A 23,128-nucleotide genomic window follows, 5' to 3' on the forward strand; every position below is an offset into this window, starting at 1 on the left:
TTGTCGGCGAACCTGGTCGTGATCCAGGAACCGAAGGCCGAACCGGAGCCGGAGCCCGAACCCGAGCCCGAACCGGTCGCTGAGGTGGCCGAGGCCGCACCGAAGACCGCCCCGACCGGTGGCGGACTCGGGATGAAGGGTGCCGCCAAGGCGCCCGGTGGTGGTCTGGGCATGAAGGGCGCCGCGAAGGCACCTGGTGGCGGTCTCGGGATGAAGGGTGCTGCCAAGGCTCCGGGTGCGAAGGCGCCCGCTGCTGAGGAAGCCCCTGCTGAGGCTGCTCCGGCCAAGGGTCTGGGTATGAAGGGTGGCGCCAAGGCACCCGGCGGCGGACTCGGCATGAAGGGTGGCGCGAAGGCACCCGGTGGCGGTCTGGGTATGAAGGGCGGGGCCAAGGCGCCGGGTGCGAAGGCACCCGCGGCTGCTGAGGATTCCGCTCCGGCCGCCGAGACCACGGCTCCCCCGGTCAAGGGTCTGGGCATGAAGGGTGGCGCCAAGGCACCCGGCGGCGGGCTCGGCATGAAGGGTGGCGCGAAGGCTCCGGGTGCGAAGGCGCCCGTCGCCCCGGCCCCCACGGCTGCGGACACGGCTCCGGCAGCTGAGGCTCCCGCTGCGGACGCCGCGGCTTCGGCCCCGTCGGAAACCAAGCCGACCGTCGCCGCCAAGGGCCTGGCCATGAAGTCCGGCTTCAAGCGCCCCGGCCCCAAGGCCCCGGCCGCCGCCAATCCGGCGGCGGAAGCCCCCGCAGAGGCCGCTCCGGCCGCCGAAGCGAACCCGGCCCCCACCGCCGAAGCTGCCCCGGCAGCCGAGGCACCGGCCCAGGCATCGGCCCCCACCGAAACCAAGCCGACCGTCGCCGCCAAGGGCCTCGCCATGAAGTCCGGCTTCAAGCGCCCCGGCCCCAAGGCCCCCGGCGCCAAGGCCCCGACCACCCCGCCCGCGGAGCCCACCCCGGCCCCCGCGGAACCGGAACCGGCCGAGCCCCCGACCCTGGACAAGGCAGCCCCCGAAGCCCAGCCCGAGCCCACCAACGGCAACGGCCACAGCAACGGCAACGGCACCCCACCGGTAGCCCCGCCGACCGCCAAGCCCGGCGGCCTCGGCTTCAAGTCCGGAGCCAAGGCCCCCGGCCGCAAGAACTGACAACCGAACAACAGCAGCGCCCCGAATTCCTCGAGAATCCGGGGCGCTGCCACTTTCCAGGGATAGACGCCGATTGATATCATCATGTCGAAGGTTTTGATATCCGGAGGTGGGCAATGTCCAGAACACTGATCGACATCGACGACGATGCCCTTGCCCTCGCAGCAGCAGAACTGGGTACGAAGACCAAGGTGGCGACCGTCAACGCGGCACTGCGCGAAGTCGCGAACCGACGGGCTGTCGCGAACATGCTGCAGCAGTTCCGCGACACCGGCACCGACCTGTCGCCCGAAGGTATGAAGGGGGCCTGGCGCTGAGGACGATGTTCATGCTGGCCGACAAGTCAGCAATCGAGTGGGTCCTGCGCGATCCCGTCGCAGCAGCCGATTTCACGCAGGTCACCGCGAAACCAGGCTCCTTGGTCGCCGCCTGCCACCTGACCGCACTCGAAATCGGATACTCGGCCCGGACGCTCGCCGACTACCGCGCCAAGATCGGACATCAGAAGTCGCTGGTCTGGTTGCCGGTGACCGAGGAGGTGATGGACCGTGCCCTGGCCGTGCAAGAGCTGCTCGCCGAACGCGGATCCCATCGCCTCCCGATCCCCGACCTGATCATCGCCGCCACCGCCGAAGTGCACGGTGCGACGATCCTGCATGTCGACAGCGACTACGAGACGATCGCCGAAGTCACCGGGCAGGCGCATCGTCGTCTCCCGACGAGCGCGCGCACAGACACCTCAGCAGTCCGCGAACCAGGCCTTGACGTAGCCCGCTGACTGGTAGGCGTAGTCCCAGGCCCAGCGGGCTGGGGAGAGGTGGGGTTCCGGGTCGACGAAGAGGAGTTCGCCGGGCCAGCATTTGCCGAGGATGTAGCGGGAGCGGGAGATGTGGGGGGTGAAGGTGACGACGATGACGCGGGTCCAGTCGGTGCCGAGGCGGGCCAGCTCGCGGCCTTCGCCGAGCGTGGTGCGGGGGCTGGGGTCGAAGCAGATCACCTCGAAGCTGTAGCCGCCGTGGCAGATCCGGTTGACCATCGCGCTGTGCTCGTAGGGATTGGAGACCAGCACGCGCGGCGCGTATCCCTCGGCGGCCAGCCGCAGACCGAGTTCCTCGCGCCCGTCGTGCGCACCGCCGAGAATGAGGATCGCGTCGGCCGAGGCGGGCGGATCGGTGCGCGGGCGCACATACACCGGCCCCAGCGCGACCACGGCCACCACCGCGACGAGCACCACTGCGGCCACCGCGACGAGGACTCTGCGCACACCCCGATGCTAGCGTCCACGCGAGCCCCGATACGAACCACGCACATCCATCACCGCAGGTAGAAGCCGTGACAGCACCCCACGTCTCCCCCTGTACACCAGATGTTGCGCCCCCTCTCGCCTGGCTGACGCGGCGTAGCCATGCACAACCCCTACCAACAGAGTCATGCGATGCACAGTCTTCGGAACGGGCTACCTGGGGGCCACGCACGCGGCGTGCATGGCCGACCTGGGGCATGACGTGGTCGGGGTCGACGTCGACCCCGGCAAGGTGGCCAAACTGGCCGATGGAGTGGTGCCGTTCTACGAGCCGGGCCTCGAACAGGTACTGCAACGCAATCTCGCGGCGGGCAGACTGCGCTTCACCACCGATTACGGCGAGGCCGCCGAGCACGCCGACGTGCACTTCCTCGGCGTCGGCACCCCGCAGAAGAAGGGCGAGTACGGCGCCGACCTGAAATACGTGCACGCCGTGGTGGACACGCTCGCGCCGCTGCTGCGCCGCCCGGCGGTGATCGTCGGCAAGTCGACGGTCCCGGTGGGAACCGCCGCCGCCCTGGGCGTTCGCGCCAGGCAGCAGGCGAGTGTCGACGTCGAGGTCGCCTGGAATCCGGAGTTCCTGCGGGAGGGCTTCGCCGTCCAGGACACCCTGCGCCCGGATCGCCTGGTGCTCGGCCTCGACCGCACCCGCGAGCGCGCCGACTGGGTCGAACAGCAGATCCGCGAGGTCTACGCCGATCTGATCGCCGCCGAGATCCCCTTCCTGCGCACCGATCTGGCCACCGCCGAACTGGTGAAGGTCTCCGCGAACGCCTTCCTCGCGACGAAGATCTCGTTCATCAACGCCGTCTCGGAGGTCTGCGAGGCCACCGGCGCCGATGTGACCATGCTGGCCGACGCGCTCGGCTACGACGCCCGCATCGGCCGCCGCTTCCTCAATGCCGGACTCGGTTTCGGCGGCGGCTGCCTGCCCAAGGACATCCGCGCGTTCATGGCCCGCTCCGGCGAACTCGGCGCCGACCACGCCGTGGCCTTCCTGCGCGAGGTCGACAACATCAATATGCGTCGCCGCACCAAGGTGGTCGACATGGCCGCGCGGGCCTGTGGCGGCTCGCTGCTCGGCGCGAACGTCGCGGTGCTCGGTGCGGCGTTCAAGCCGGAGTCCGACGACGTGCGTGACTCCCCCGCGCTGAACGTGGCGGGCATGATCCAGCTGCACGGCGCCGTGGTCACCGTCTACGACCCCAAGGCGGTGGAGAATTCGCGCCGGGTCTTCCCGACTCTGAACTACGCCACCTCGGTCGCCGAGGCGTGCGATCGGGCCGATGTGGTCCTCGTCCTGACCGAGTGGAACGAGTTCACCGCGTTGACTCCGGCCGACCTGGACCCGGTGGTGCGTACCCGCTCGATCATCGACGGCCGCAACTGCCTGGACCGCGCTACCTGGCGCGATGCCGGGTGGGTGTACGCCGGACTCGGCACCCCGTAGAGTGGCGGTCCAAGCGGGGGCTGCCAGACGTTCGGTCTGAATGCGCAGGCCCCGCGTGTCGTGCGGTAGGTAACGAGATGGGCAGCTGATGAGCGCGGTTCTGGGAGTATCGGTGGGGGCCGGCACGGTGCGCCTCGCGTGCCCTCAGCACGGCGGACAGCACGCGCCCACCTTCCAGGTCCAGACCCTCACGATGCCCGAACAGCACGCCGAGGAAGCCGCCGCCGACGCCATCGCCGCCGCGCTGGCCGCCGCCCCCGAGATCGGCGCCACCACCATCACCTTCCGCACCGACCTGCAGGCCAGGGCCGTCCGCGCCGCGATGGCGCGCCGTCAGCTCACCAACTATCAGCTGGTGCCCGAGGCCGTCGCCGCCGTGCATTTCGCGCACGCCACCGCCGACATGCGCGAGGTGTCCACGCTGGCCGTCTACGACCTGGGCAGTTCCGGACTCACGGTGAGCGTGGTGAACGCGCGTACCAGCGACGTGTACCAGTGCGAGCGGATCAGCGATATCAGCGGCGACTACCTGGACTCGCTGATCCGCGAGCAGCAGATCGCCTCCGGCCGCATCGCCCATCCCGCCGATCCGGCCGGGCTGTCGGCCCTGGACGCGCTGTGTAGGGCCGCCAAGGAGCAGCTGTCCAACAGCAACGCGGTGGCGCTGCCCAGCGAGCAGGGCCTGGTGCTGCTCACGCAGGAGAACTTCGAAGCGCTGATGATGCTGGCGATCGAGTCGTCGGCGCGGATGACCCGCGACGCCATCATCCGCTCGCAGCACCCGGTGCAGGCGGTGCTGGTGATCGGCGGCGGCGCCCGCATCCCGTTGATCTCGCGGGTGCTCGAGCGCACGATCGGGGTGCCGGTGGTCGTGCCCACCGAGCCGGAGACGGCGCTGGCCAGGGGCGCGGCATTGCTGGCGCGGCCCGCACAGGTCAAGCAGGCGCCGGTCGCGCCCGCGATCCTCCCGATCGACGACGAGACCGACTCCACCCCCGCCTGGCTCACCGCCCCCGCCCGTCGCCGCCCGCTCAGCGCGTTGGCCGGACGCGGCGGCGGCCAGAACCGTCGCGAGCTCAATGCCGCCGTGCTGACGGTGAGTTCGCTGGTGGTGGTCGCCGCGATCGGCCTCGGCCTCGGCTACGGACCCGAGGTCCTCGAACGCGGGAACTCCAGCGAGGAACCGCAGGCCGTGCCCGCCACCACCGCCCCGCGCCCGACCCAGGCCGGTCCGACCAGCTCGGCCGCGCCGACCACCGACGCCGTGCACGCGACGGTGGCCGCACCGCCTGCGCGTCAGCTCGACGACGAACCCACCGCCCCCGCACCGCCGACCGCGGGACCGAACACCTTCACCGTGGTGCCCGGCCTCCCGCCGGTCGTCCTGCCGACGCTGCCGCCGGTGGTGCTGCCCGGCTTCCCCCCGCCGGGCCAGTAACCGCGCCCGCCGAGCGCGCGACTCCCGATCGCTCAGCCGCGCGCGTGTCGGGCGCGCTGCGGCGCGACCTCCTGCTTACCGCCGAACGGGCGGGCGAGCAGCACCGCGATACCGGTGGTCAGCGGCACCGACAGGGCCAGCGCGATACCACCGACCGCCGAGCGCGCGATCTCGATGGCGACCGCGTCACCGGTGAGCACGTCGGTGATCGACCGTCCCGCCACGCTGAACAGCAGCAGCAGCGGCAGCGCGCCACCGGCGTAGGCGAGCACCAGGGTGTAGACGGTGGAGGCGATGTGGTCGCGCCCGACCCGCATGGCCGCGGTGAACACCTCACGGCGCGAGGCGCCTTCGTCGAGCGCGGCGAGTTCGAAGGCGGCCGAGGCCTGGGTGATGGTCACATCGTTGAGCACACCGAGCGAGCCGATGATGAACCCGGCCAGCAACAGTCCGGTGATGCTGACGTGCTGGATGTAGGTGGCCACATTGGTGTTCTGTTCCTCCGACAACCCCGTGAGATTGGTGATCTCGAGGGTCAACCAGGACAGCGCGGCCGCCACCAGCATGGACGCGAGTGTGCCGAGCAGCGCGGAACTGGTCCGCAAGTTCACCCCGTGCGCCAGATACAGCACCACGTAGAGGATCAGCGCGCCCGAGACCAGCGCGACCGGGATGGCCGGTTTGCCGTCGAGCAGGGCGGGCAGCAGGAACATCACCACCACGCCGAAGGCGAAGCAGAGCCCGACCAGCGCCCGGAACCCACGCCAGCGCGCCACGACGCAGATCACCACCACGAAGGCCAGCACGATCAGCGTCAGCGGCAGGCCGCGCGAGTAGTCTTCGAACGCGTACATGGTGGTGCCGCTGGGGTCTTCGGCCCGCACGACGCGGATCTGGTCACCGGCGCGCAGGTCCGGCTGACCGGGCCCCGGCGCGATCTCGAACAGCGTCTTGCTGCCCTTGTCCGGCCCCGACCGGATCTCGATGATGCTGCGCTGGCACTCGTAGGCCGCGGTCCGCGGCGGCACCGGCGTCTCGGCGAACACCTTGCCCAACGACGGGCTCCCGCAGGGCCCGATGTCCTGCATCACCACGGTCCCGGCCTCGGTGTGCACCGCGCCGCCGGACACCGTCTGCATGGGCAGCGGGATCTCCACGTGCTGCGCGCTGGGCCACAGCACCACCGTGGCGATCAACACCACCACGCCGATGAAGGCCAATAACCCGACGACGACCTTCGCTGCCGTGGCGCCGATCGCTATCGGGCCGGAATCGTGATGGTGGTGGTGATGATGATCGCTCACCCCGAAAACCTTAAGGGATGTCGTTTTCAACAACCCGCTGAAGACACCCCTGCCCGAGCGAAGTTGTCGGTGGCACCCGATACTGTTCCGCGAGAGTTGTTCTGGTGGAACCAGACTTGGATCGAACGGGTGGGAAATCATGTTCAAACGAAGTGTGTTCGTCGTGTCCGCGATCGCGGCGGCAGTGGTGCTGACCGGCTGCGACGACACGACGAAGGCAGGCTCGGCGGCGACACCGTCGTCCACGCTGGCCGCGCCGGTGGTGCCGTCGCTGCCGGAGCTGCCCGCGCTGGATCGCCGCGCGGACAACGGCGAGGTCGTCCAGCAGGACGGCCTGACGGGTGCGGGCACCCTCGAGATCGACAACGGCAACGACGCGGACTGCGCCATCGTGGTCACCAACGGCGACCCCAAGTCGCCCCAGGCCACCATCTACGTGCGAGGTAACTCGAAGGCCACCCTCTCCGGCATCCAGGGCACGTACTACGTGTACATGAAGTCCGGCAAGGACTGGGACCAGGCCACCCTCTCCTTCACCCGCAACCAGCAGTTCTCCAAGTTCGACGACGCCTTCGACGGCGACTCCGACTGGGAGATCACCCTCCAGAAGTCCATCGGCGGCAACGCCAGCACCAGCGACGTCCCGGCCTTCTGACACAGAAGCAAGACCGATGCCGAAGCGCCGTCCCCCAAAGGGGCGGCGCCAAAGCAACACCTGACCAAACGCAAGAACATGGGTAACTCACCGGGCACGGGCTAACCCAACCCAAAACCCCTCCACCGCCCGCCAACGCAAAACTCCCCGCGCCTAGGCCTGGCCTAAAGACGCGGGGAGGCGGTACAGGGGGCGGCGGAGAGCAGGGGGATGTCTCCGCCGCCCGCAGGCAGGCGCCCAGGGGGGTAGGCGCGCGTACCTGAGGCTCTCGGTTGTCCAGGGGGGGTAGACAACCGGGCCGGGCGCCGAAGCGCCGAGGACTACTGTACACAAAAGTTGGACTTTTGCACTAGTAAGTCTTCAAAACCTTGAGAATTCCGAACCCGGAGTCTGTTTTGGCTGATCTAACAGGACGCCGACCCCGCCAGAGCCCCCGAGAACTCACAGGTCAAGACCCTGACAGGTGAGCTCTCACTGTCGGTAACTGGACAGGAAGTTACCGAACCGCTCGATCGCCACCGACAGGTCCCTGGCCCACGGCAGGGTCACGATCCGCAGGTGGTCGGTGTCGGGCCAGTTGAACCCGGTGCCCTGCACCATCAGGATCTTCTCCTGCAGCAGCAGATCCAGCACGAGTTTGGCGTCGTCGTGGATCTCGTGGACGTTCGGATCCAGCCGGGGGAAGGCGTAGAGCGCGCCGCGTGGCTTCACACACGACACACCCGGAATCATGTTCAGCCGCTCGTAGGCCACATCGCGCTGTTCGAGCAGCCTGCCGCCGGGCAGGATCAGATCGTCGATGCTCTGATACCCACCCAGCGCCACTTGAATCGCGTGCTGAGCGGGAACATTGGGACACAGCCGGGTGGAGGCCAGCAGATCGATGCCCTCGAGGAAACCGGCCGCGTGCTCCTTGGGCCCGGTGATGGCCAGCCAGCCCGAGCGGTAGCCCGCGACCCGGTAGGCCTTGGACAGGCCGTTGAAGGTCAGGCAGAGCAGGTCGGGGGCGAGCGAGGCCAGCGAGATGTGCTTGGCGTCGTCGTAGAGGATCTTGTCGTAGATCTCGTCGGCCAGCAGCAGCAGCCGGTGCTTGCGCGCCAGGTCGACGAGCTGCTGGAGCACCTCCGCCGAGTACACCGCCCCCGTCGGATTGTTCGGGTTGATCACCAGCAGCGCCTTGGTCTTGTCGGTGATCTTGGCTTCGATGTCGGCGACGTCGGGCTGCCAGCCGTTGGTCTCGTCGCACAGGTAGTGCACCGGGGTGCCGCCCGCGAGGCTGGTCATGGCCGTCCACAGCGGGTAGTCCGGCGCGGGGATGAGCACCTCGTCACCGTTGTCGAGCAGCGCCTGCATGGTGATGGTGATCAGCTCGGAGACGCCGTTGCCCAGGTAGATGTCGTCCACGTCGAGCTCGGGGAAGCCCGGCACCAGCTCGTAGCGGGTGACGATCGCGCGCCGCGCCGAGAGGATGCCCTTGGACTCGGAGTAGCCCTGGGCCACCGGCAGCGCCGCGATCATGTCGCGCATGATCACGTCGGGCGCCTCGAAACCGAAGGGCGCCGGGTTGCCGATATTGAGTTTGAGGATGCGATGACCCTCGGCCTCGAGTCGTGCCGCGTGCGCGTGTACCGGCCCACGGATCTCGTAGAGCACGTTCTGCAGCTTGGTCGACTGCTCGAGAACGCGCGGCGGCACATGCGGCGATTGACTAGGGGTCACTCGTCCATGGTAAGAGCGCTTCCGCGGCCCGGGGATCCCGGCCGGGCTCCGGCGCGGTACGCGCCCGTATTCAGATGTCGCGGCGCCGTGGCTACGGGCGTCTCGGTGGCGCGGCCGTCGCGACGCAGAATTCCTCGATGCGTTCGTCCAGGCCACGCGCCTCGACGGCGTCGCGGTAGGTGGGCGCAGCGATGCGGCGGCGCAGCCCGGTGAGCCGCTCACTGAGCTGGGCGATCCGGCGGTCCTCGGGCAAGTCGAGGACCGGGCGCAGCGCCGCGGCCGCGCCGTCGATGCTGCCGTTGACCAGATGGGCGGCGGCATTGTCCACCCGGGCCAGCGATTCGGCCCCGTAGGAACGCTGCAGCGGCGGCCCGCTGGTGTAGAGAGCGATGGCCCGCTCGGTGGCCGCCAGTGCCTGCTCGGCGCGGCCGAGCTGGATGCAGGTGGCCCCGGCGTAGTAGGCGGCCTTGGCCGGGCCGAACCCGAACACCCCGCCGATCTCGTCGTGCAGTTCGTCGCGCCGATCACTGGTGGCCGACTCGGCCGCGCGCAGACACCGATCGGAGTCGGTGTCGCTACCCAGTCGCGCCCACACCCTGGCTTCGATATTGAGCAACCGGACCCGCGCCAACCCCGGCGCGGCGAATTCCTGCCCGCTCCTGGCCAATTGGACCGCGTTGCGTGGTCGATCCGACCAGTTCTCGATCAGCGCGTGCATGCCGCGGGTCCACGCGCGCAACCCGTTGTGCCCGCTCAGTTCCGCGTAAGCCCATGCGGCCCTGATCTGTTCGCCCGCCGCGTCGAGATAGCCGAGGTCGGTGCTCGCGTTCGCCAACAGTCCCGACAGGGTGCCCGCCAGTAAGTACAGATGACTGGTGTCGACCGGCTTCTGCTGCCCGTCGAGTAGTCGGTACACCCGCCGCCGCACCCGCAGCATCTCCATCATCATGGGTGCCGGTGCGGCATGGACGTATTCGTTGGCGATACGGCGCACGTCGGCATCGAGCTGGGCCAACGTGGTCGCACCGACATTGGTGCTCTCCGCGGCGGCCGCGTGCTCGCTGGCCTCGTGCGCAGCCGCCATGATCAACTCCTTCTCCGACATCACCTCGGGCACAGCACCTTTGACCACACCGGCGTCGACGAAGGCGAGCAGGTCGGCGTCGGCGCCAGCAGGCGCCAGCAGGGTCGAGAAACGTGCTCGCACAACGTCGTCGGACCGGGCCAGCGACGTGTCGAGCGCGGCTTGGTTCACCGGTCGCGGCCGCACCCGCGCCCCACCGGCCTCCCATTTGGACACCAGGCGTTCGTGCACGCCGAGATGAGCCGCGAACTCCCGGATGCTCATTCGCTTCGCATCGCGGAGAGCCCGAGCCTCTCTGCCTGTCCACTCCCCGACCACGGCGTCACCTCTTTTGACGGACAACTTTCTCCAGAGTACGAGCGAGACAGTGAGACACGCCACAAGTTCTCGTAATCGGTTGCCTGAGGCAGTGAAAGGGCGGTGCGGGGCAGTGGTCGCGCGCGGGCCCGCGCGCGCATGCTGGAAGCGTGGAAGCCAGGACCGTCGATGACTGGGTGAGCTGCTACCAGCGCGAATTCGGGCTACCCGTGCGCGAGCGTGGCGGCTTCGTGATGCTGCCGATCACCGATCGGCTGTGCGTGGTGCATCTGCCCACCACGCGCGCCGAGAAGGTGTTCGCGGTGCTGCGCGAGCAGCACAGGGAAGGCGCGGTGCTCGCGCGTCAGATCCGCTGGAGCCTGCTGGCCGAACCGGACGCCCGACCCACCCCCGAGGTGGCCGCCGAACTGTCCGGTGTCGATATCGACATCCCCGGCATCGGCAGCGCCGTCATGCTGCCGACCAGTCTGGGCCGGTGGAGTCGCGAGGGCTGTCACTGGGTGCGCCCGCCCACCCGCGACGATGTGGTGCCGCCGCTGTCGCTGGTGCTGCGAATCGCGCTGGAGGTCGGCCCTCAGCGGGTCTCGACAGCGCTCACCGAGGCGTCGGGCAGGGGGAAATTGAGGTACGAGCGCGACGGCGTCGGCCCGCGCTGACCCTGGTACTTCGACCCGGCCGCGGCGCTGCCGTAGGGGTGCTCGGCCGGGCTGCTCAGCCGGATCAGGCACAGCTGCCCGATCTTCATCCCCGGCCACAGCGTGATCGGCAAGTTCGCGACATTCGACAGTTCCAGCGTGATGTGCCCGCTGAACCCGGGATCGATGAATCCCGCCGTCGAATGCGTGAGCAGCCCGAGCCGCCCGAGGCTCGACTTGCCCTCCAGCCGTCCGGCCAGATCGTCGGGCAGGGTGCACACCTCGAGGGTGGACCCGAGCACGAACTCGCCCGGGTGCAGCACGAACGGCTCCCCCGGCTTCGGCCCGACCAGGCTGGTCAGCTCGTCCTGCTGCAGGGCCGGATCGATGTGGGTGTAGCGACTGTTGTCGAACACCCGGAACAGCCCGTCGAGCCGCACGTCGATGCTCGACGGCTGGACCATCGACTCGAGCATCGGTTCCACGCCCAGACGCCCCGCGGCGATCTCGGCCCTGATGTCACGATCGGAGAGCAGCACCGGCCCAGTGTAGGCAGCCCGATCCCGCAGGTAGACCGCCCCCACCCCTCGAGCCCGGCTATCCGCCGTCGGTGGTGGTCGGCGCGGGCACCGAGGTCTCCGGGTCGTCGCCGCCACCGTGGTTGGGGTTGGTACAGATGGTCCCCTCGCACGGCACCCACGTCCCGTCGCCGTTCGGGTTGGGCATCATGCTCGGCGTCGGATCGCCGCCACCGTGGTTCGGGTTCGTGCAGATGGTCCCCTCACAGGGCACCCACGTCCCGTCCCCGTTCGGATTCGGCATCATGCTCGGCCCTGGCGTCGGCTGCGGCGTGTGCTGGTGCCCCGGCTCCCCGTGTCCCTCGTCGTGGTCGTCCATGGTCGTCGTCACGGCGGCGGTCGTGGTCGTCGTGGTCTTGCTGGTGGTCGTGGTGTCGGTATCGGACCCGGAGTCATCCGAGCACCCCGCCCCGACCAGAGCCAACGCCGCGATCACCGAAACGAACAGAACCCGCTTCATCAAGTCAGCCTCTCGTCAACCCGGCCGACGACCCAGCGAACACCGAGCCGACCACCGCGAACCGGAAAACCTGTCGAGCCACCCACGAGCAGCCCTACCTCGCACCTTAGAACCCCCACCCGCGTTTCCCACCCCGCACGCGCGGACAACCGCCGCAAGAATTGACCAGCACACGAGCCGGTCTGATAGAGTCGCGAACGCGCTCGATGAACGCACGCCGATGTAGTTCAATGGTAGAACTTCTGCTTCCCAAGCAGACAGCGCGGGTTCGATTCCCGTCATCGGCTCAAACATGAAAGCCCCCAGGGATTGCCTGGGGGCTTTCGACGTTTCCGCTACTCCGATTAGTGTCGGGCCGGTGCTCGACAATCCGCCGCTCACCTACGCCAGGCCCGGCGTCACCGCGCCCGCCGAGGAAGACTGGGAGGCCGATCTCCCCGGATACCGGCGGTTCGGCCTCACCGTGCCACTCGGCCATGGCGAGGCGTTGTGGCGGCGGGTCCGGGTGGAGGTACTGAACTGGGAGATCAAGCAGCGCAGCGGTTTCCGTGTCAGCGCGGCCGACAGTTCGGGATCAGCCGTGGCACGCGAAGGCGGGCGCTATCGCATCGTCGCGCGCATCGGGCCACTCCGGATCATCGAACCCGCCGTCGTAGTCGCCGTCGTCGACACCCCGGACCGCTGCGGTTTCGCCTACGGCACCCTCGCCGGACATCCGGTGTCGGGCGAGGAGGCGTTCATCGTGCACCGCGATCCCGAGGGCGTCGTCCACCTGACACTGCGTTCGATCACCACGGCCGCACCACATGGTGTGTGGCGGAGGGTTTTTCCCGCACTCCTGCTGGCCCAGCGCTGGTACCGGCGCCGATACCTGCGCGCACTGCGCTGAGCACCGCGCCGATCAGCGCGACGACGGATCGCGCAAGACGCGCGCGCTGATCGCGTGCAGCAGCTTCACGTACCAACTCCAGCGGGCGGGCGACGCCACCGTGCCGGTGAGCGCACGCTCGGCCCGGTCGAAGCCGTCCTCCAGGAGGGCGTCGTGGAGCCAGCGGAACGCCAGCGGCCAGGTGAGGCGCGCGGGTCCGGTGGGCTGGATGGCCAGTGTGTGGCGCAGTGCGACGGACCCGTCGGCTCCGGTGTGCACCGTGAATTCGTGGAAGCCGTGGAACCCGCGCGGCCCGGTGAATCCGAACCGCGCCCACTCACCCGGCACATAATGCCGCACCGTGTACCGCACCGGCCCGTGCCCGCCCACCGCGCCGACCCCCAGCGGCCGATCGAACGCCATCGGCGGCCAGTCCCCGGTCGGCCACAACCTGTCATCGGGCCCGGCGAGCGAGTCGATCAACGCACCCGCCTCCGCCGCCGAAACCGGCAACCACCTCGTATGAACATTGACCACGCCCATCGACCGACTCCTCCGCCGCATTTTAGAGATGACCCTCTAAAACGAAATTAGAGCATAATCTCCAATTCATGGGAAGACCCGCCAAGCACGACAGCGAACAACTCCTCGACGCGGCCGCCGCCCTGGTCGCCCGCTCAGGCCCCGCCGCGGCCACCATGTCGGCCGTCGCCAAGTCCGTCGGCGCCCCGAGCGGCTCGGTCTACCACCGCTTCCCCGACCGCGCCTCCCTCCTGTCGGCCCTGTGGCTCCGCAGCCTGACCCGCTTCCACACCGGCCTCCACGAAGCCCTCCACGCAGACCCACCCCGCGCGGCCGTCCGCGCGGCCGCCGCCTACGTCGTCACCTGGTCCCGCGACAACCCCCACGACGCCGCCGTCCTCCTGGCAGGCGCCAGAGAACTCGGCGAACCCGACTGGCCCACCCCCGCCCGCGAAGCCACCGACCAGACGAACACCGCGATCGAGACCGCCATCACCGACCTGGCCCACCGCCTCGGCGCACAATCCCCCACCGACATCGACCGCGTAGTCCTCGCGATAGTCGACATCCCCTACACCCTGGTCCGCCGCCACCTCCGCACCGAAGGCACCATCCCCGCCCACACCCCCACCCTGGCCGCCGAAGCCGCCGAAGCCCTCCTCCCGCACGATCACAACAACCGATAGGCGTACCGCGCTCAGCCCGCGTGCAGTGTGCGGAACTTGCTCGCGTGGAACACCAGCGGATCGACATCCTCGCGCGCCGCCACCCGGTGCACCCGCAGGATGACCACGAGGTGATCGCCTGCGGGAACGTGGGTTTCGGGCACTCCCTCGATCCAGGCGGTCGCGCCGTCGATGAAGACCGCCTCGCCATTGCCGCGATGCAGGGCGGTTTCGCGGAAGCGGTCGCCGTTGCGGGCGCCGAGGGCCTTGGCGGCGGCCTGCTGGTCGGTGCCGAGCAGGCTCAGGCCGAGGTGGGTCGCGCCAGCGAGTTTGGGCCAGGTCGAAGACGAGTTCTGCACGCAGAACGAGACGAGCGGCGGGTCGAGCGAGACGGGCACGAAGGTGCTCACCGCCAAACCGTGTGGGGTGCCGTCGATGTCGGCGCACACCGCGACGACTCCGCTCGGGAAATTGGCGAAGGCACGGCGCAGGCCGTTGCCGTCGGCGGGAAAGTCCAAGAGCTCACGCATGATTCGTCGCTTCCACGGGTAGATCGGTGAGGGCGGCGACGACCGGGGCCCAGCGCTGCGCGTAGGCCTCGATGACGCCGTCCTCGGCGTAACTGCGATCGGCGAGGTAGAGCCCGGGCAGTGCCGCGGTCCCGCCGATCTCCACCAGCACCGGCTTGAGCAGCAGGTCGGGGGCGAGGGCGTGGGCCGGACCCGCGCCGAGCATCACCGGCACGGTGACCACACCCGCCAGCCCGGTACCGCCCTCGAACTGTTCGAGGAACAGCTTGAGCAGCCCGGTGAAGGTGGCCTTGAAGGTGGGGCTGGCGAAGACCACCAGCTCCGACCCGGCGACGGTGCCCGCGGCGGCCGACACCGCGGGGTCGCCCCAGCCCAGCAGGCCGGGCCCGAGCGTGACCAGGTCGATGACCTGCGGTTCCACGCCCGGTCGCAGTGCTTTGGCGACCCGCACGGCGGCGTCGAGGGTGCGGGAGGCCGGTTTCGGATTTCCGACGACGACGGTCACTGTCACAGGAATGTCCTTCTCTCGATTCGGTGCTGCTCAGATGACGCCGTGCAGCGGCGGCGGCCGGTCGTGCAGCACGGCCCGACCGATGTGCTGGTACTTCCAGCGCACCGGATCGTGCAGGGTGTGGGTGCGCGCGTTGCGCCAGAAGTGGTCGAGGCGGTGCGTGGCCGCGGCACTGCGCGTCCCACCCACCTCGAAGATCGCCGCCGATACCTCGTTGGCGGCCCGGTCGGCGAGCACCTTGGCGGTCGCGACCGCGATCGAAGCCCGCCCGGCCACCGCCTCGACGTCCGCGTGCGCATCAACGTCCGCCCGGCCGCCGACAGGACGTACCCCGGGTGCCGCCGATCGCGCCGTCGCGCGCACGTCGACCTGTCCACCGCGCACGGCAGCGTCGACGGCGGCGCCCGCCACGCTCAGCGTCGCCTCCGCGGCCGCCACGGCCACACCGAGTTCCCCGAACCGCTGCACGACCAGTGGGTCGTCGACCGCCCGCGTCACCTCGGCCTCGAACCACGGCCTGCTCTGTGTCCGAACGAATTCCGCAGCCGCGTCGAGCGCACCGCGCGCGATACCCGCGTCGATGGCCGCGTGCAGCAACTGCGCGAACGCCCCATATCCGGTCGGCACGGCCACGGCCGCCGCTCGGGCGACGAGGAAGGCCGGGTCGACATCGACGGACTCGAAGACGACAGTCCCGCTTCCGGTCGTCCGCTGCCCCAACGCATCCCAGTCGTCCACGATGCGCACTCCCGGCTGCGCGGCGGCCACGAAAGCCACATACTCCCCGGGCGCCAGCCCCGAAACACCCTGCGGGTCATCGAGTCTCGTCAGCACGGCGAGCAGATCGGCGAACAGCGAACCGGTGCAATAGAACTTCGTCCCGTCGACGACGAACCGTCCGTCGACCGGCCGCAGCACCGTCGCGATCTCGGCGACGGTCGCCCCACCCCGCTCGGACTGCGCGTTCGCGATCCGGGCTCCGGCCAGCACCCGTCCGAAGATCTCGTGCCGCAGCGCGGGAGATCCCGCCAACCGCAACAGATTCAGATACACGAAGTGACTGTGCGGAATCTGCGCGATGTTCGGATCGGCGGCGGCGAGAATCCGCACCACCTCGGCGACCACGCTCGGCGCCAGCTCGGCCCCGCCGAACGCGGCGGGCACGGTGATGGCCAGCAGGCCGCTCGCCGAGAGCCGGTCCAGCTCTTCGTGCGGCAGCCTGCGAACGAAATCGCGCTCGGCGGCACCCTGGCGGAACTCCTCGGCCAGTTCGGTCGCGATGGCCAATGCCTGTGCGGCCGTGGTGATCCGCTCGGCGGTCACCACCGTCATCAGCGTCCCGCCGCGACCGGGGTCGCCGCGGCCTCCAGCTCACGTACCAGCGGCAGCACCTTGGCGCCGAAGTACTCGATCTCCTCCTGGAAGTGCAGGAATCCGGCCAGGATCAGGTCGACGCCGAGTGCGCGGTAGGCCACGATGCGCTCGGCGATCTGCTCGGGCGTGCCGATCAGGCCGGTGCGGAAGCCGTCGTTGTACTGGACGAGGTCCTCGAAGGTGGAGTCGGCCCACATGCCCTTGCGATCGGCCGTCGACGCGCCCGCCTGCTGCACCGCGCTCCGGAAGCCTTCCACCGCGGGCTTGTTCGCCTTGTCGACGATCTCGCGCAGGGTGTCGCGGGCCTCCTTCTCGGTGTCGCGCGCGATGATGAACCCGTTGAGCCCGAACTTCACCTCACGGTCGTTGGCCCTGGCCACCTGACGCAGATCGTCCAATTGCTCGGTGACGCCGTCGAAGTCCTTGCCGTTGGAGAAGTACCAGTCGGCGTAGCGGCCACCGTTGCGGCGCGCCGCCGAGGAGTTACCCCCTTGGAACAGTTCGGGGTTCGGCCGTTCCGGGGTGTTCAGAGGCTTGGGCTTGAGGGTGAAATCGCGGATGCGGTAGAAATCGCCCCCGTAGTTCACCGCGTCCTCGGTCCAGATCTTGCGGATCACCTCGAGGAACTCGGCACTGCGGCGGTAGCGCTCGTCGTGCTCGAGCCACGGCTCACCGAGGGCCTGGAACTCCCCGGCGAACCAGCCGGAGACCACATTGATGGCGAACCGGCCGCCGGAGAGGTGATCGGCGGTGGCACCGAACTTGGCCAGCACCGCCGGATGCCACAGGCCCGGATGCACGGCGGCGATCACCTTGAGCCGCTCGGTCGCGCCGAGCAGCGCCAGGCTGAACGAGGTCGACTCGTGCTGGAACTCGGCCCCGTAGGAGGCCGTGTAGCGCACCTGGGACAGGGCGTAGTCGAAGCCGTTGCGCTCGGCGGTCTGCGCCAGCTTCTTGTTGTACTCGAAGTCCCAGCTGGTGCGCTGCTCGATATCGCTGGTCACCAGGCCACCGCTGACATTGGGGACCCAGTAGGCGAACGAGAGCTGGTCGGCGATCTTCTCCGTGGTCATGGCGGCTCCTCCTCGTCGTGGGCGTTACCAGTGCAACACCGGCGCCATGACCCGACGAGGGTTTGAATCGGCGCGATCGATACGCGCGCGAACTCAGCCGCCCAACTGCACGCAGTCCGCGGCGATCTTGGACTGCGCCGCGCTGACCTTGGCGGTGTCGTCCTCACCGAGCAGCTCGGCCGGGTCACCGGCCTGCTCGTCGGACACCATCACCCGCAGCCCGTCCTGCGACATCCCCGACTCGAGGAAGACCTTCGCCGCGCAATCGGCGAGATCGGGATTCTTCAAACCCTTGTCCTGCAACGACTTCGACAGCTCCGCCTGGGTCACCGCCGGAGCATCGTCGCTTCCGCACGCTGCCAGCAGCGGCATCGCGAGCACTGCCGCGGCGACAATACAGATCCGCACTCTCGGTCCTCTCGGTCGACGCGCATCGGCCGACGCGCGGTGCGTGTGGATCATGCCGCACCGTCGTCCGGAGTGCCAGACCGCACAACTGACTCCCGAGTAAGATAGCCCCATGGGAGACCACATCGACGTGCGCTTCGACAGCGACCGCGCATATATCGCCTTGAACCGCCCCAGCAAACACAACGGGCTCACCGTGGAAATGCTGCGCGATCTCGTCGCGGCGGCCCGAGAAGTCGCCCGGCACAAAGCAACCCGCGCGGTCATCGTCACCGGAAACGGTCCGAGTTTCTGTAGCGGACTCGACATCGCGGCGGCGAGCCGCAATCCACTGGCAATCGTCACCGAATTCCTGCCCCGCCCCTGGCGCGGCACCAATACCTTTCAGGAAGCCTGCTGGGCGTGGCGCCGCCTGGACGTGCCGGTGATCGCCGCGGTGCACGGCCGCTGCTACGGCGGCGGCCTGCAACTCGCCCTGGCCGCCGATTTCCGCATCGCCACCCCCGACGCCGAGTTCACCGTGATGGAGGCCGTGCACGGCCTGATTCCGGACATGTCGGGCACGGCCACATTGTCGCAGCTCATCGGCATCGACCAGGCCATGCTGCTGACGATGACCGCCGACCCGATCGAGGCCACCCACGCCGCGCGCATCGGCCTGGTCACCGAACTCGCCGACGACCCGATCGCCGCCGCCGAGGCACTCGCCGACCGCCTCGCCGCTCGCGACCGGCACGCCGTGGCCGCCGCCAAACGCCTCTTCGATCGCTCCTGGCAGCGGAATTCCCGCGCCAGCTTCGCCGCCGAACGCGCGGCGCAACTGCCATTGTTGCTGCGTAAGGCACTTCCGCGTAGCGACTGACAAGCTATCGACGAATTCTCGCTATCGAGTCACAAGTCGATGTACCCCACACGACGGTGATTGCCTGTTAGCATCGCTGCGATTCGCCAACCAGTCGAAATGTGGTACGCGGCACAGGCATGTCTGCGGCGTGCGATATTTCGGCGCGACCCGGAGGCTGTCGACGATCGTGATCAAGACCGGTTCCATCCTGCTGTCGGCGCTCGCGGGCGCGACGGTGTTGCTGGTGAGCGGGGCGAGTCCCGCCGTGGCGAATCCGAACGCGATCAACCCGATCCCGGTGCTCAACGGCACCCACGGCCTGCCCGTCCTCCACGGACGCACCCAGGCCGTGTTCCAGGTGACCGGCATGGCCAGCCCGAACAACACCCAGAACTACAACGTCCTCGGCACCGACCTGGGCATCATGTGGGACAACGGCCGCGGCGAGATGCTCACCGCCTTCGGCGACACCGCGGGCATCGGCTTCCCCAATCTGCTCGCGGGCAGCACCTGGGCCTGGCGCTCCAACATCCTGGTCCGCAGCCGCAGCCAGAACCCGGCCAACGGCGTGTACTTCGACAGCGTGGTGCGCGATGTCGTCGGCCAGGCGCGCGACCTGATCCCCAGCCCGAAGATCCCGTTCCTGGAGATCAGCCGCATCCCCACCGCGGGCATCTCGGCCAACGGCGTGCAGTACCTGTCGATGATGTCGGTGAAGACCTGGGACGCCCCCGGCGAGTGGACCACCAACTACTCCGGCCTGGCCGCCTCCGCCGACAACGGCGAGACCTGGGCCGACCTCGGCCACACCCGCCGCCCCGACGACGGGGGCAACGCCAACTTCCAGATGAACGCCTTCCTCAAGGACGGCGGTTTCGTCTACGAATACGGCACCCGCTCCGGCCGCAACAACGACGCCTTCCTCGCCCGCGTCCCCGAGGCCGAGATCGAGAACCTCGCCGCCTACGAGTACTGGGACGGCAGCGGCTGGAAGCTCAACGACGTGAACGCCGCGGCGCCCATCATGGGCGGCGTCGGCGAACTCTCGGTGATGTACAACGAGTACCTCGGCCAGTTCATCTCCCTGACCACCGACCCGTTCAACTCCGTGGTCATGCGCCGCGCGTCCTCCCCGCAGGGCCCGTGGAGCGCGCCGGAGGTCCTCATCGACGCCCGCGAACTCCCCACCGCCTACGCCCCGTCGATCTTCCCGTACCAAACCGGCCGCGACCTCTACTTCATGACGACCATCCACACCCAGTACAACGTCGTTCTCATGCGCACCACGTTGTGACAACAGCGCTCACGCGCGGCCCCTACACTCGAAACCATGGATTCGGCGGAGTGGGACGCGCGGTACGCGCGCAGTGAATTGGTGTGGGGCGCACCGCCGAACAGCGTGGTCGTCGAGCATGTCTACGGCCTCGACAAGCGCGTGCCCCTGCTCCCCGACGAGCCCGACGGCCCCCCGCCGGAGCTGCCCCGTGCCCTGGACCTGGCCTGCGGCGAAGGCAGGCACGCCCTCTGGCTGGCCACGCACGGCTGGCAGGTCACCGCGGTCGACTTCTCCCAGGTGGGTATCGACAAGGGCCGCACCGTCGCGGCCCGGCTGTCGCGCTCGGTCCGCAGCCGCGTGCACTGGCAGACCGCTGACATCACCGAACTCGCCGCCGCGGACGTCACCGGCCCGTTCGAGCTCGTCCTCATGGTCTTCGTGCACCTGCCCGCCGACCAGCGCCGCGCCCTGCTGCGCGAACTCGCGGGCATGCTCTCCCCCGGCGGCATGCTCCTCGTCCTGGGCCACGACACCCGCAACCTCACCGACGGCTACGGCGGCCCCCAGGACCCAGCCATCCTCTTCACCCCCGAGGACATCCGCGCCGAACTCGACCGCGCCGACATCACCATCCGCATCGCCGACACGGTCCTGCGCCCCACCGAGGGCCCCGACGCCATCGACGCCCTGGTCGTCGCCGAGCGTCCCCTCCCCGAGTGACCACGCCGTGGTGATCAACCGTCCGAGGCCGACCAGCGGGTGAACCACGGCGTGACGGCGGCGGCGATGGTGTCGAAGCCGGTGCGGAACGAGTGGGGTTGCTTCGGGATGACGACCAGGTCGGCGGTGTCGGCGGGATCGGGGACACCGAAGGGATCGCTGCCGCCGTTGATGACCACGACCTCGATGGCACCGGGCGCGAGGAGTTCGTCGCGACGGGATTTCTCCGGTTTGCCGGGCGGGTGCAGGGGGAACGACAGGGCGATCACGCCGCGCGCTCCGGCCGCGACGGCGGTTCGGCAGGCGACTCGCGCCCCATTGCTGCGACCCCCCTGAACGAGCGGCAAACCCGGATACCGCGCCCGCAGCGCGGCCACGAGCTCGAGCCACGCCTCGTCCTGCTTGTCGGCGTTACCCGGAGCGCGGCGCCCGGCCGCGCGATACGGCTGCACCACCCTGGCCACCATGCCGCCCGCCTCCAGGGCCGAATCCCGCACCGCCAGAATGTCTTTCGCATCGACTCCGCCGCCAGCGCCGTGGGTGACCACGAACAGGAAGGCTGGCGCGTCCGGCTCGTCGAGCTCGATCTCGGCGGGCCCCGCTGACGTCTCGATGCGCACACCTCACCGTAGCCGCACGCACACTGCGAGCAACCGCGCCACAGCCAGGCGTGTTTTTCCGGTCACATTGCCGCCCACCCCTTTGCCGTGGGCATTACCCACCGGTAATATGGTCCATAAGTTACCCGCGAGTAGCATGCGGAAAACCGGAAGGCTACCCGGTGGACGTCACAACGGGCGGGAACGGCGCACAACCGACCGCACCAGAACTCAACGGAGAGTGAGTACTCACATGGGCCACTACAAGGCAAACGTTCGCGACCTCGAGTTCAACCTCTTCGAGGTTCTCGGCATCGACAAGCTGCTGGACGCGGGCACCTTCGGTGATCTCGACACCGACACCGTCAAGGAGATGCTCTCCGAGGTCCGCCGCCTGGCCGAGGGCCCGCTGGCCGAGTCGTTCGCCGACGCCGACCGCAACCCGCCCACCTTCGACCCGAACACCCACACGGTCACCCTGCCCGAGTCCTTCAAGAAGTCCTACAAGGCGCTCGAGGACGGCGAGTGGGCCAAGGTCGGCGTCGTCGAGGAGCTCGGCGGCCTGAACGCGCCGTCGGCCATCACCTGGGCCCTGGGCGAGATGGTGCTCGGCGCCAACCCGCCGATCCAGATGTACGCCGCGGGCGCCGGGTTCGCCCAGGTGTTCTTCAACAACGGCACCGAAGAGCAGAAGGGCTGGGCCGCCAAGATCGCCCAGCGCAACTGGGGTGCCACCATGGTGCTGACCGAGCCCGACGCGGGCTCCGACGTGGGCGCCGGTCGCACCAAGGCGATCAAGCAGGAAGACGGCACCTGGCACATCGAGGGCGTCAAGCGCTTCATCACCTCGGGTGACTCCGACGACCTGTTCGAGAACATCATGCACCTGGTGCTGGCCCGCCCCGAGGGCGCCGGTCCGGGCACCAAGGGCCTGTCGCTGTTCTACGTCCCGAAGACCCACTTCGACTTCGAGACCGAGACCTTCGGTGACCGCAACGGCGTGTTCGTCACCAACGTCGAGCACAAGATGGGCATCAAGGCCTCGGCCACCTGTGAGGTCACCTTCGGCGGCCACGGCGTGCCCGCCAAGGGTTGGCTGGTCGGCGAGGTGCACAACGGCATCGCGCAGATGTTCGACGTCATCGAGAACGCCCGCATGATGGTCGGCACCAAGGCCATCGCGACCCTGTCGACCGGTTACCTGAACGCGCTGGAGTACGCCAAGACCCGCGTCCAGGGTGCCGACCTGACCCAGATCGCGGACAAGACCGCCCCGCGCGTCACCATCACCCACCACCCGGACGTGCGTCGTTCGCTGGCCACCCAGAAGGCCTACGCCGAGGGCCTGCGCGCGATCTACCTCTACACCGCCGCGCACCAGAACCCCGAGATCGCCGAGGCCGTCTCCGGTGCGGACAAGGACGTCGCGTTCCGCGTGAACGACCTGCTGCTGCCGATCGTCAAGGGTGTCGGCTCCGAGCGCGCCTACCAGTACCTGACCGACTCGCTGCAGACCTTCGGTGGCTCCGGCTTCCTGCAGGACTACCCGATCGAGCAGTACATCCGCGACGCCAAGATCGACTCCCTCTACGAGGGCACCACCGCCATCCAGGCCCAGGACTTCTTCTTCCGCAAGATCGCCCGCGACCGCGGT

General features: G+C 69.0%; 24 protein-coding genes, 1 tRNA gene and 2 pseudogenes. 14 read left to right on the forward strand and 13 right to left on the reverse strand.

From position 1 onward, the window contains the following. From QC180_RS29605 to QC180_RS29615, 3 genes and pseudogenes are all read left to right on the forward strand, one after another. Positions 1 to 1,140, forward strand: a pseudogene (locus tag QC180_RS29605) (Fe-S oxidoreductase); the annotation flags it as partial. Between the two features lie 116 nt (positions 1,141 to 1,256). Beyond that, complete coding sequence (locus tag QC180_RS29610; RefSeq protein WP_278266162.1) at positions 1,257 to 1,457, forward strand: type II toxin-antitoxin system VapB family antitoxin; 201 nt, start codon at positions 1,257 to 1,259, stop codon at positions 1,455 to 1,457. Between the two features lie 11 nt (positions 1,458 to 1,468). Further along, positions 1,469 to 1,918, forward strand: coding sequence for a PIN domain nuclease (locus QC180_RS29615; RefSeq protein WP_278266163.1), 450 nt, complete (start codon positions 1,469 to 1,471; stop codon positions 1,916 to 1,918). Here QC180_RS29615 and QC180_RS29620 read toward each other — a convergent pair. Further along, complete coding sequence (locus tag QC180_RS29620; protein WP_278266164.1) at positions 1,880 to 2,404, reverse strand: YdcF family protein; 525 nt, start codon at positions 2,402 to 2,404, stop codon at positions 1,880 to 1,882. The genes QC180_RS29615 and QC180_RS29620 overlap by 39 nt on opposite strands. Before the next feature lie 166 nt (positions 2,405 to 2,570). Here QC180_RS29620 and QC180_RS29625 point away from each other — a divergent pair, with 166 nt between their 5' ends. Further along, positions 2,571 to 3,893: a UDP-glucose dehydrogenase family protein gene (locus tag QC180_RS29625; protein WP_278266165.1), complete on the forward strand. Its 1,323-nt coding sequence runs from the start codon at positions 2,571 to 2,573 to the stop codon at positions 3,891 to 3,893. An 88-nt stretch (positions 3,894 to 3,981) separates the two neighbouring features. Further along, positions 3,982 to 5,331, forward strand: coding sequence for a DUF7159 family protein (locus tag QC180_RS29630; protein WP_474646560.1), 1,350 nt, complete (start codon positions 3,982 to 3,984; stop codon positions 5,329 to 5,331). A gap of 32 nt (positions 5,332 to 5,363) precedes the next feature. Here QC180_RS29630 and QC180_RS29635 read toward each other — a convergent pair whose 3' ends face one another. Further along, positions 5,364 to 6,635, reverse strand: coding sequence for a YibE/F family protein (locus tag QC180_RS29635; protein WP_278266167.1), 1,272 nt, complete (start codon positions 6,633 to 6,635; stop codon positions 5,364 to 5,366). Between the two features lie 139 nt (positions 6,636 to 6,774). On the opposite strand from QC180_RS29635, the gene QC180_RS29640 reads away from it, so the two are divergent. Beyond that, complete coding sequence (locus QC180_RS29640; protein WP_278266168.1) at positions 6,775 to 7,290, forward strand: hypothetical protein; 516 nt, start codon at positions 6,775 to 6,777, stop codon at positions 7,288 to 7,290. Between the two features lie 471 nt (positions 7,291 to 7,761). Here the strand turns inward: QC180_RS29640 and QC180_RS29645 are convergent, their stop codons facing one another. Together QC180_RS29645 and QC180_RS29650 are read right to left on the reverse strand one after the other, a co-directional pair. Further along, positions 7,762 to 9,009, reverse strand: coding sequence for a pyridoxal phosphate-dependent aminotransferase (locus tag QC180_RS29645; protein WP_278266169.1), 1,248 nt, complete (start codon positions 9,007 to 9,009; stop codon positions 7,762 to 7,764). A gap of 91 nt (positions 9,010 to 9,100) precedes the next feature. Further along, positions 9,101 to 10,357 (reverse strand): helix-turn-helix domain-containing protein, encoded by a 1,257-nt coding sequence (locus tag QC180_RS29650; protein ID WP_278266170.1) that lies wholly within the window; start codon positions 10,355 to 10,357, stop codon positions 9,101 to 9,103. Positions 10,358 to 10,560: 203 nt separating this feature from the next. Between QC180_RS29650 and QC180_RS29655 the strand changes: the two genes are divergently transcribed. Then, positions 10,561 to 11,067 carry a hypothetical protein gene (locus tag QC180_RS29655; protein WP_278266171.1) on the forward strand — a complete coding sequence of 169 codons (507 nt, stop codon included), beginning with the start codon at positions 10,561 to 10,563 and terminating at the stop codon, positions 11,065 to 11,067. Here the strand turns inward: QC180_RS29655 and dcd are convergent. Together dcd and QC180_RS29665 are read right to left on the reverse strand one after the other, a co-directional pair. Continuing rightward, positions 10,986 to 11,585, reverse strand: a complete 600-nt coding sequence (gene dcd, locus QC180_RS29660; protein WP_278266172.1) for a dCTP deaminase — start codon at positions 11,583 to 11,585, stop codon at positions 10,986 to 10,988. The two genes, QC180_RS29655 and dcd, sit on opposite strands and share 82 nt — an antisense overlap. A 58-nt stretch (positions 11,586 to 11,643) precedes the next feature. Continuing rightward, positions 11,644 to 11,862: pseudogene (locus QC180_RS29665) on the reverse strand (hypothetical protein); the annotation flags it as partial. A 438-nt stretch (positions 11,863 to 12,300) separates the two neighbouring features. On the opposite strand from QC180_RS29665, the gene QC180_RS29670 reads away from it, so the two are divergent. Both QC180_RS29670 and QC180_RS29675 read left to right on the forward strand, forming a co-directional pair. Further along, positions 12,301 to 12,371: transfer RNA gene (locus tag QC180_RS29670), tRNA-Gly, on the forward strand. Positions 12,372 to 12,442: 71 nt separating this feature from the next. Beyond that, a complete protein-coding gene (locus tag QC180_RS29675) occupies positions 12,443 to 12,973 on the forward strand; it encodes a DUF1990 family protein (RefSeq protein ID WP_278266173.1) in 531 nt (176 codons plus the stop codon). A 12-nt stretch (positions 12,974 to 12,985) separates the two neighbouring features. Here the strand turns inward: QC180_RS29675 and QC180_RS29680 are convergent, their stop codons facing one another. After that, positions 12,986 to 13,375 (reverse strand): hypothetical protein, encoded by a 390-nt coding sequence (locus tag QC180_RS29680; protein ID WP_278266174.1) that lies wholly within the window; start codon positions 13,373 to 13,375, stop codon positions 12,986 to 12,988. Between the two features lie 188 nt (positions 13,376 to 13,563). Between QC180_RS29680 and QC180_RS29685 the strand changes: the two genes are divergently transcribed. Beyond that, positions 13,564 to 14,160 carry a TetR/AcrR family transcriptional regulator gene (locus QC180_RS29685; RefSeq protein WP_278266175.1) on the forward strand — a complete coding sequence of 199 codons (597 nt, stop codon included), beginning with the start codon at positions 13,564 to 13,566 and terminating at the stop codon, positions 14,158 to 14,160. 11 nt (positions 14,161 to 14,171) lie between these two features. On the opposite strand, the gene QC180_RS29690 is transcribed toward QC180_RS29685, so the two are convergent. The 5 genes from QC180_RS29690 to QC180_RS29710 form a co-directional block, all read right to left on the reverse strand. Further along, entirely contained in the window at positions 14,172 to 14,669 is a 498-nt protein-coding gene (locus QC180_RS29690) for a flavin reductase family protein (protein ID WP_278266176.1), read from the reverse strand. Beyond that, complete coding sequence (locus QC180_RS29695; RefSeq protein ID WP_278266177.1) at positions 14,662 to 15,180, reverse strand: NADPH-dependent FMN reductase; 519 nt, start codon at positions 15,178 to 15,180, stop codon at positions 14,662 to 14,664. Before QC180_RS29695 ends, QC180_RS29690 begins: the two co-directional genes overlap by 8 nt. Before the next feature lie 30 nt (positions 15,181 to 15,210). Then, complete coding sequence (locus tag QC180_RS29700) at positions 15,211 to 16,512, reverse strand: acyl-CoA dehydrogenase family protein (RefSeq protein WP_278266178.1); 1,302 nt, start codon at positions 16,510 to 16,512, stop codon at positions 15,211 to 15,213. After that, positions 16,512 to 17,627 carry a dimethylsulfone monooxygenase SfnG gene (gene sfnG, locus QC180_RS29705; RefSeq protein WP_278266179.1) on the reverse strand — a complete coding sequence of 372 codons (1,116 nt, stop codon included), beginning with the start codon at positions 17,625 to 17,627 and terminating at the stop codon, positions 16,512 to 16,514. The genes QC180_RS29700 and sfnG overlap by 1 nt, the downstream gene beginning before the upstream one ends. Positions 17,628 to 17,720: 93 nt before the next feature. Then, the gene (locus tag QC180_RS29710; protein WP_278266180.1) at positions 17,721 to 17,957 is read right to left on the reverse strand and encodes a hypothetical protein; all 237 of its coding nucleotides are present in this window, start codon (positions 17,955 to 17,957) and stop codon (positions 17,721 to 17,723) included. A gap of 190 nt (positions 17,958 to 18,147) precedes the next feature. Between QC180_RS29710 and QC180_RS29715 the strand changes: the two genes are divergently transcribed. From QC180_RS29715 to QC180_RS29725, 3 genes are all read left to right on the forward strand, one after another. After that, positions 18,148 to 18,897, forward strand: coding sequence for a crotonase/enoyl-CoA hydratase family protein (locus tag QC180_RS29715; protein ID WP_278266181.1), 750 nt, complete (start codon positions 18,148 to 18,150; stop codon positions 18,895 to 18,897). A gap of 169 nt (positions 18,898 to 19,066) precedes the next feature. Further along, complete coding sequence (locus QC180_RS29720) at positions 19,067 to 20,173, forward strand: DUF4185 domain-containing protein (RefSeq protein ID WP_278266182.1); 1,107 nt, start codon at positions 19,067 to 19,069, stop codon at positions 20,171 to 20,173. Between the two features lie 36 nt (positions 20,174 to 20,209). Then, a complete protein-coding gene (locus tag QC180_RS29725) occupies positions 20,210 to 20,875 on the forward strand; it encodes a class I SAM-dependent methyltransferase (protein WP_278266183.1) in 666 nt (221 codons plus the stop codon). Between the two features lie 14 nt (positions 20,876 to 20,889). On the opposite strand, the gene QC180_RS29730 is transcribed toward QC180_RS29725, so the two are convergent. Beyond that, on the reverse strand, positions 20,890 to 21,495 hold the full coding sequence (locus QC180_RS29730; protein ID WP_278266184.1) for an alpha/beta hydrolase family protein: 606 nt from the start codon (positions 21,493 to 21,495) through the stop codon (positions 20,890 to 20,892). A 232-nt stretch (positions 21,496 to 21,727) separates the two neighbouring features. Here QC180_RS29730 and QC180_RS29735 point away from each other — a divergent pair. Further along, the coding region (locus tag QC180_RS29735; protein ID WP_278266185.1) for an acyl-CoA dehydrogenase family protein at positions 21,728 to 23,128 on the forward strand (1,401 nt) is incomplete at its 3' end.

This window comes from Nocardia anocheti, from assembly GCF_029675105.1.
GTDB lineage: Bacteria > Actinomycetota > Actinomycetes > Mycobacteriales > Mycobacteriaceae > Nocardia.

What these genes read in the sequence shown, in the direction of transcription:
- QC180_RS29685 (WP_278266175.1), top strand. Translation starts at nt 13,564, where the DNA reads ATGGGAAGACCCGCCAAGCACGACAGCGAACAACTCCTCGACGCGGCC.
- QC180_RS29640 (WP_278266168.1), top strand. Translation starts at nt 6,775, where the DNA reads ATGTTCAAACGAAGTGTGTTCGTCGTGTCCGCGATCGCGGCGGCAGTG.
- QC180_RS29700 (WP_278266178.1), bottom strand. Translation starts at nt 16,512, where the DNA reads ATGACGGTGGTGACCGCCGAGCGGATCACCACGGCCGCACAGGCATTG.
- QC180_RS29680 (WP_278266174.1), bottom strand. Translation starts at nt 13,375, where the DNA reads ATGGCGTTCGATCGGCCGCTGGGGGTCGGCGCGGTGGGCGGGCACGGG.
- QC180_RS29650 (WP_278266170.1), bottom strand. Translation starts at nt 10,357, where the DNA reads ATGAGCATCCGGGAGTTCGCGGCTCATCTCGGCGTGCACGAACGCCTG.
- QC180_RS29690 (WP_278266176.1), bottom strand. Translation starts at nt 14,669, where the DNA reads ATGCGTGAGCTCTTGGACTTTCCCGCCGACGGCAACGGCCTGCGCCGT.
- QC180_RS29725 (WP_278266183.1), top strand. Translation starts at nt 20,210, where the DNA reads ATGGATTCGGCGGAGTGGGACGCGCGGTACGCGCGCAGTGAATTGGTG.
- QC180_RS29615 (WP_278266163.1), top strand. Translation starts at nt 1,469, where the DNA reads ATGCTGGCCGACAAGTCAGCAATCGAGTGGGTCCTGCGCGATCCCGTC.
- QC180_RS29715 (WP_278266181.1), top strand. Translation starts at nt 18,148, where the DNA reads ATGGGAGACCACATCGACGTGCGCTTCGACAGCGACCGCGCATATATC.
- sfnG (WP_278266179.1), bottom strand. Translation starts at nt 17,627, where the DNA reads ATGACCACGGAGAAGATCGCCGACCAGCTCTCGTTCGCCTACTGGGTC.
- QC180_RS29610 (WP_278266162.1), top strand. Translation starts at nt 1,257, where the DNA reads ATGTCCAGAACACTGATCGACATCGACGACGATGCCCTTGCCCTCGCA.
- QC180_RS29625 (WP_278266165.1), top strand. Translation starts at nt 2,571, where the DNA reads ATGCGATGCACAGTCTTCGGAACGGGCTACCTGGGGGCCACGCACGCG.
- QC180_RS29630 (WP_474646560.1), top strand. Translation starts at nt 3,982, where the DNA reads ATGAGCGCGGTTCTGGGAGTATCGGTGGGGGCCGGCACGGTGCGCCTC.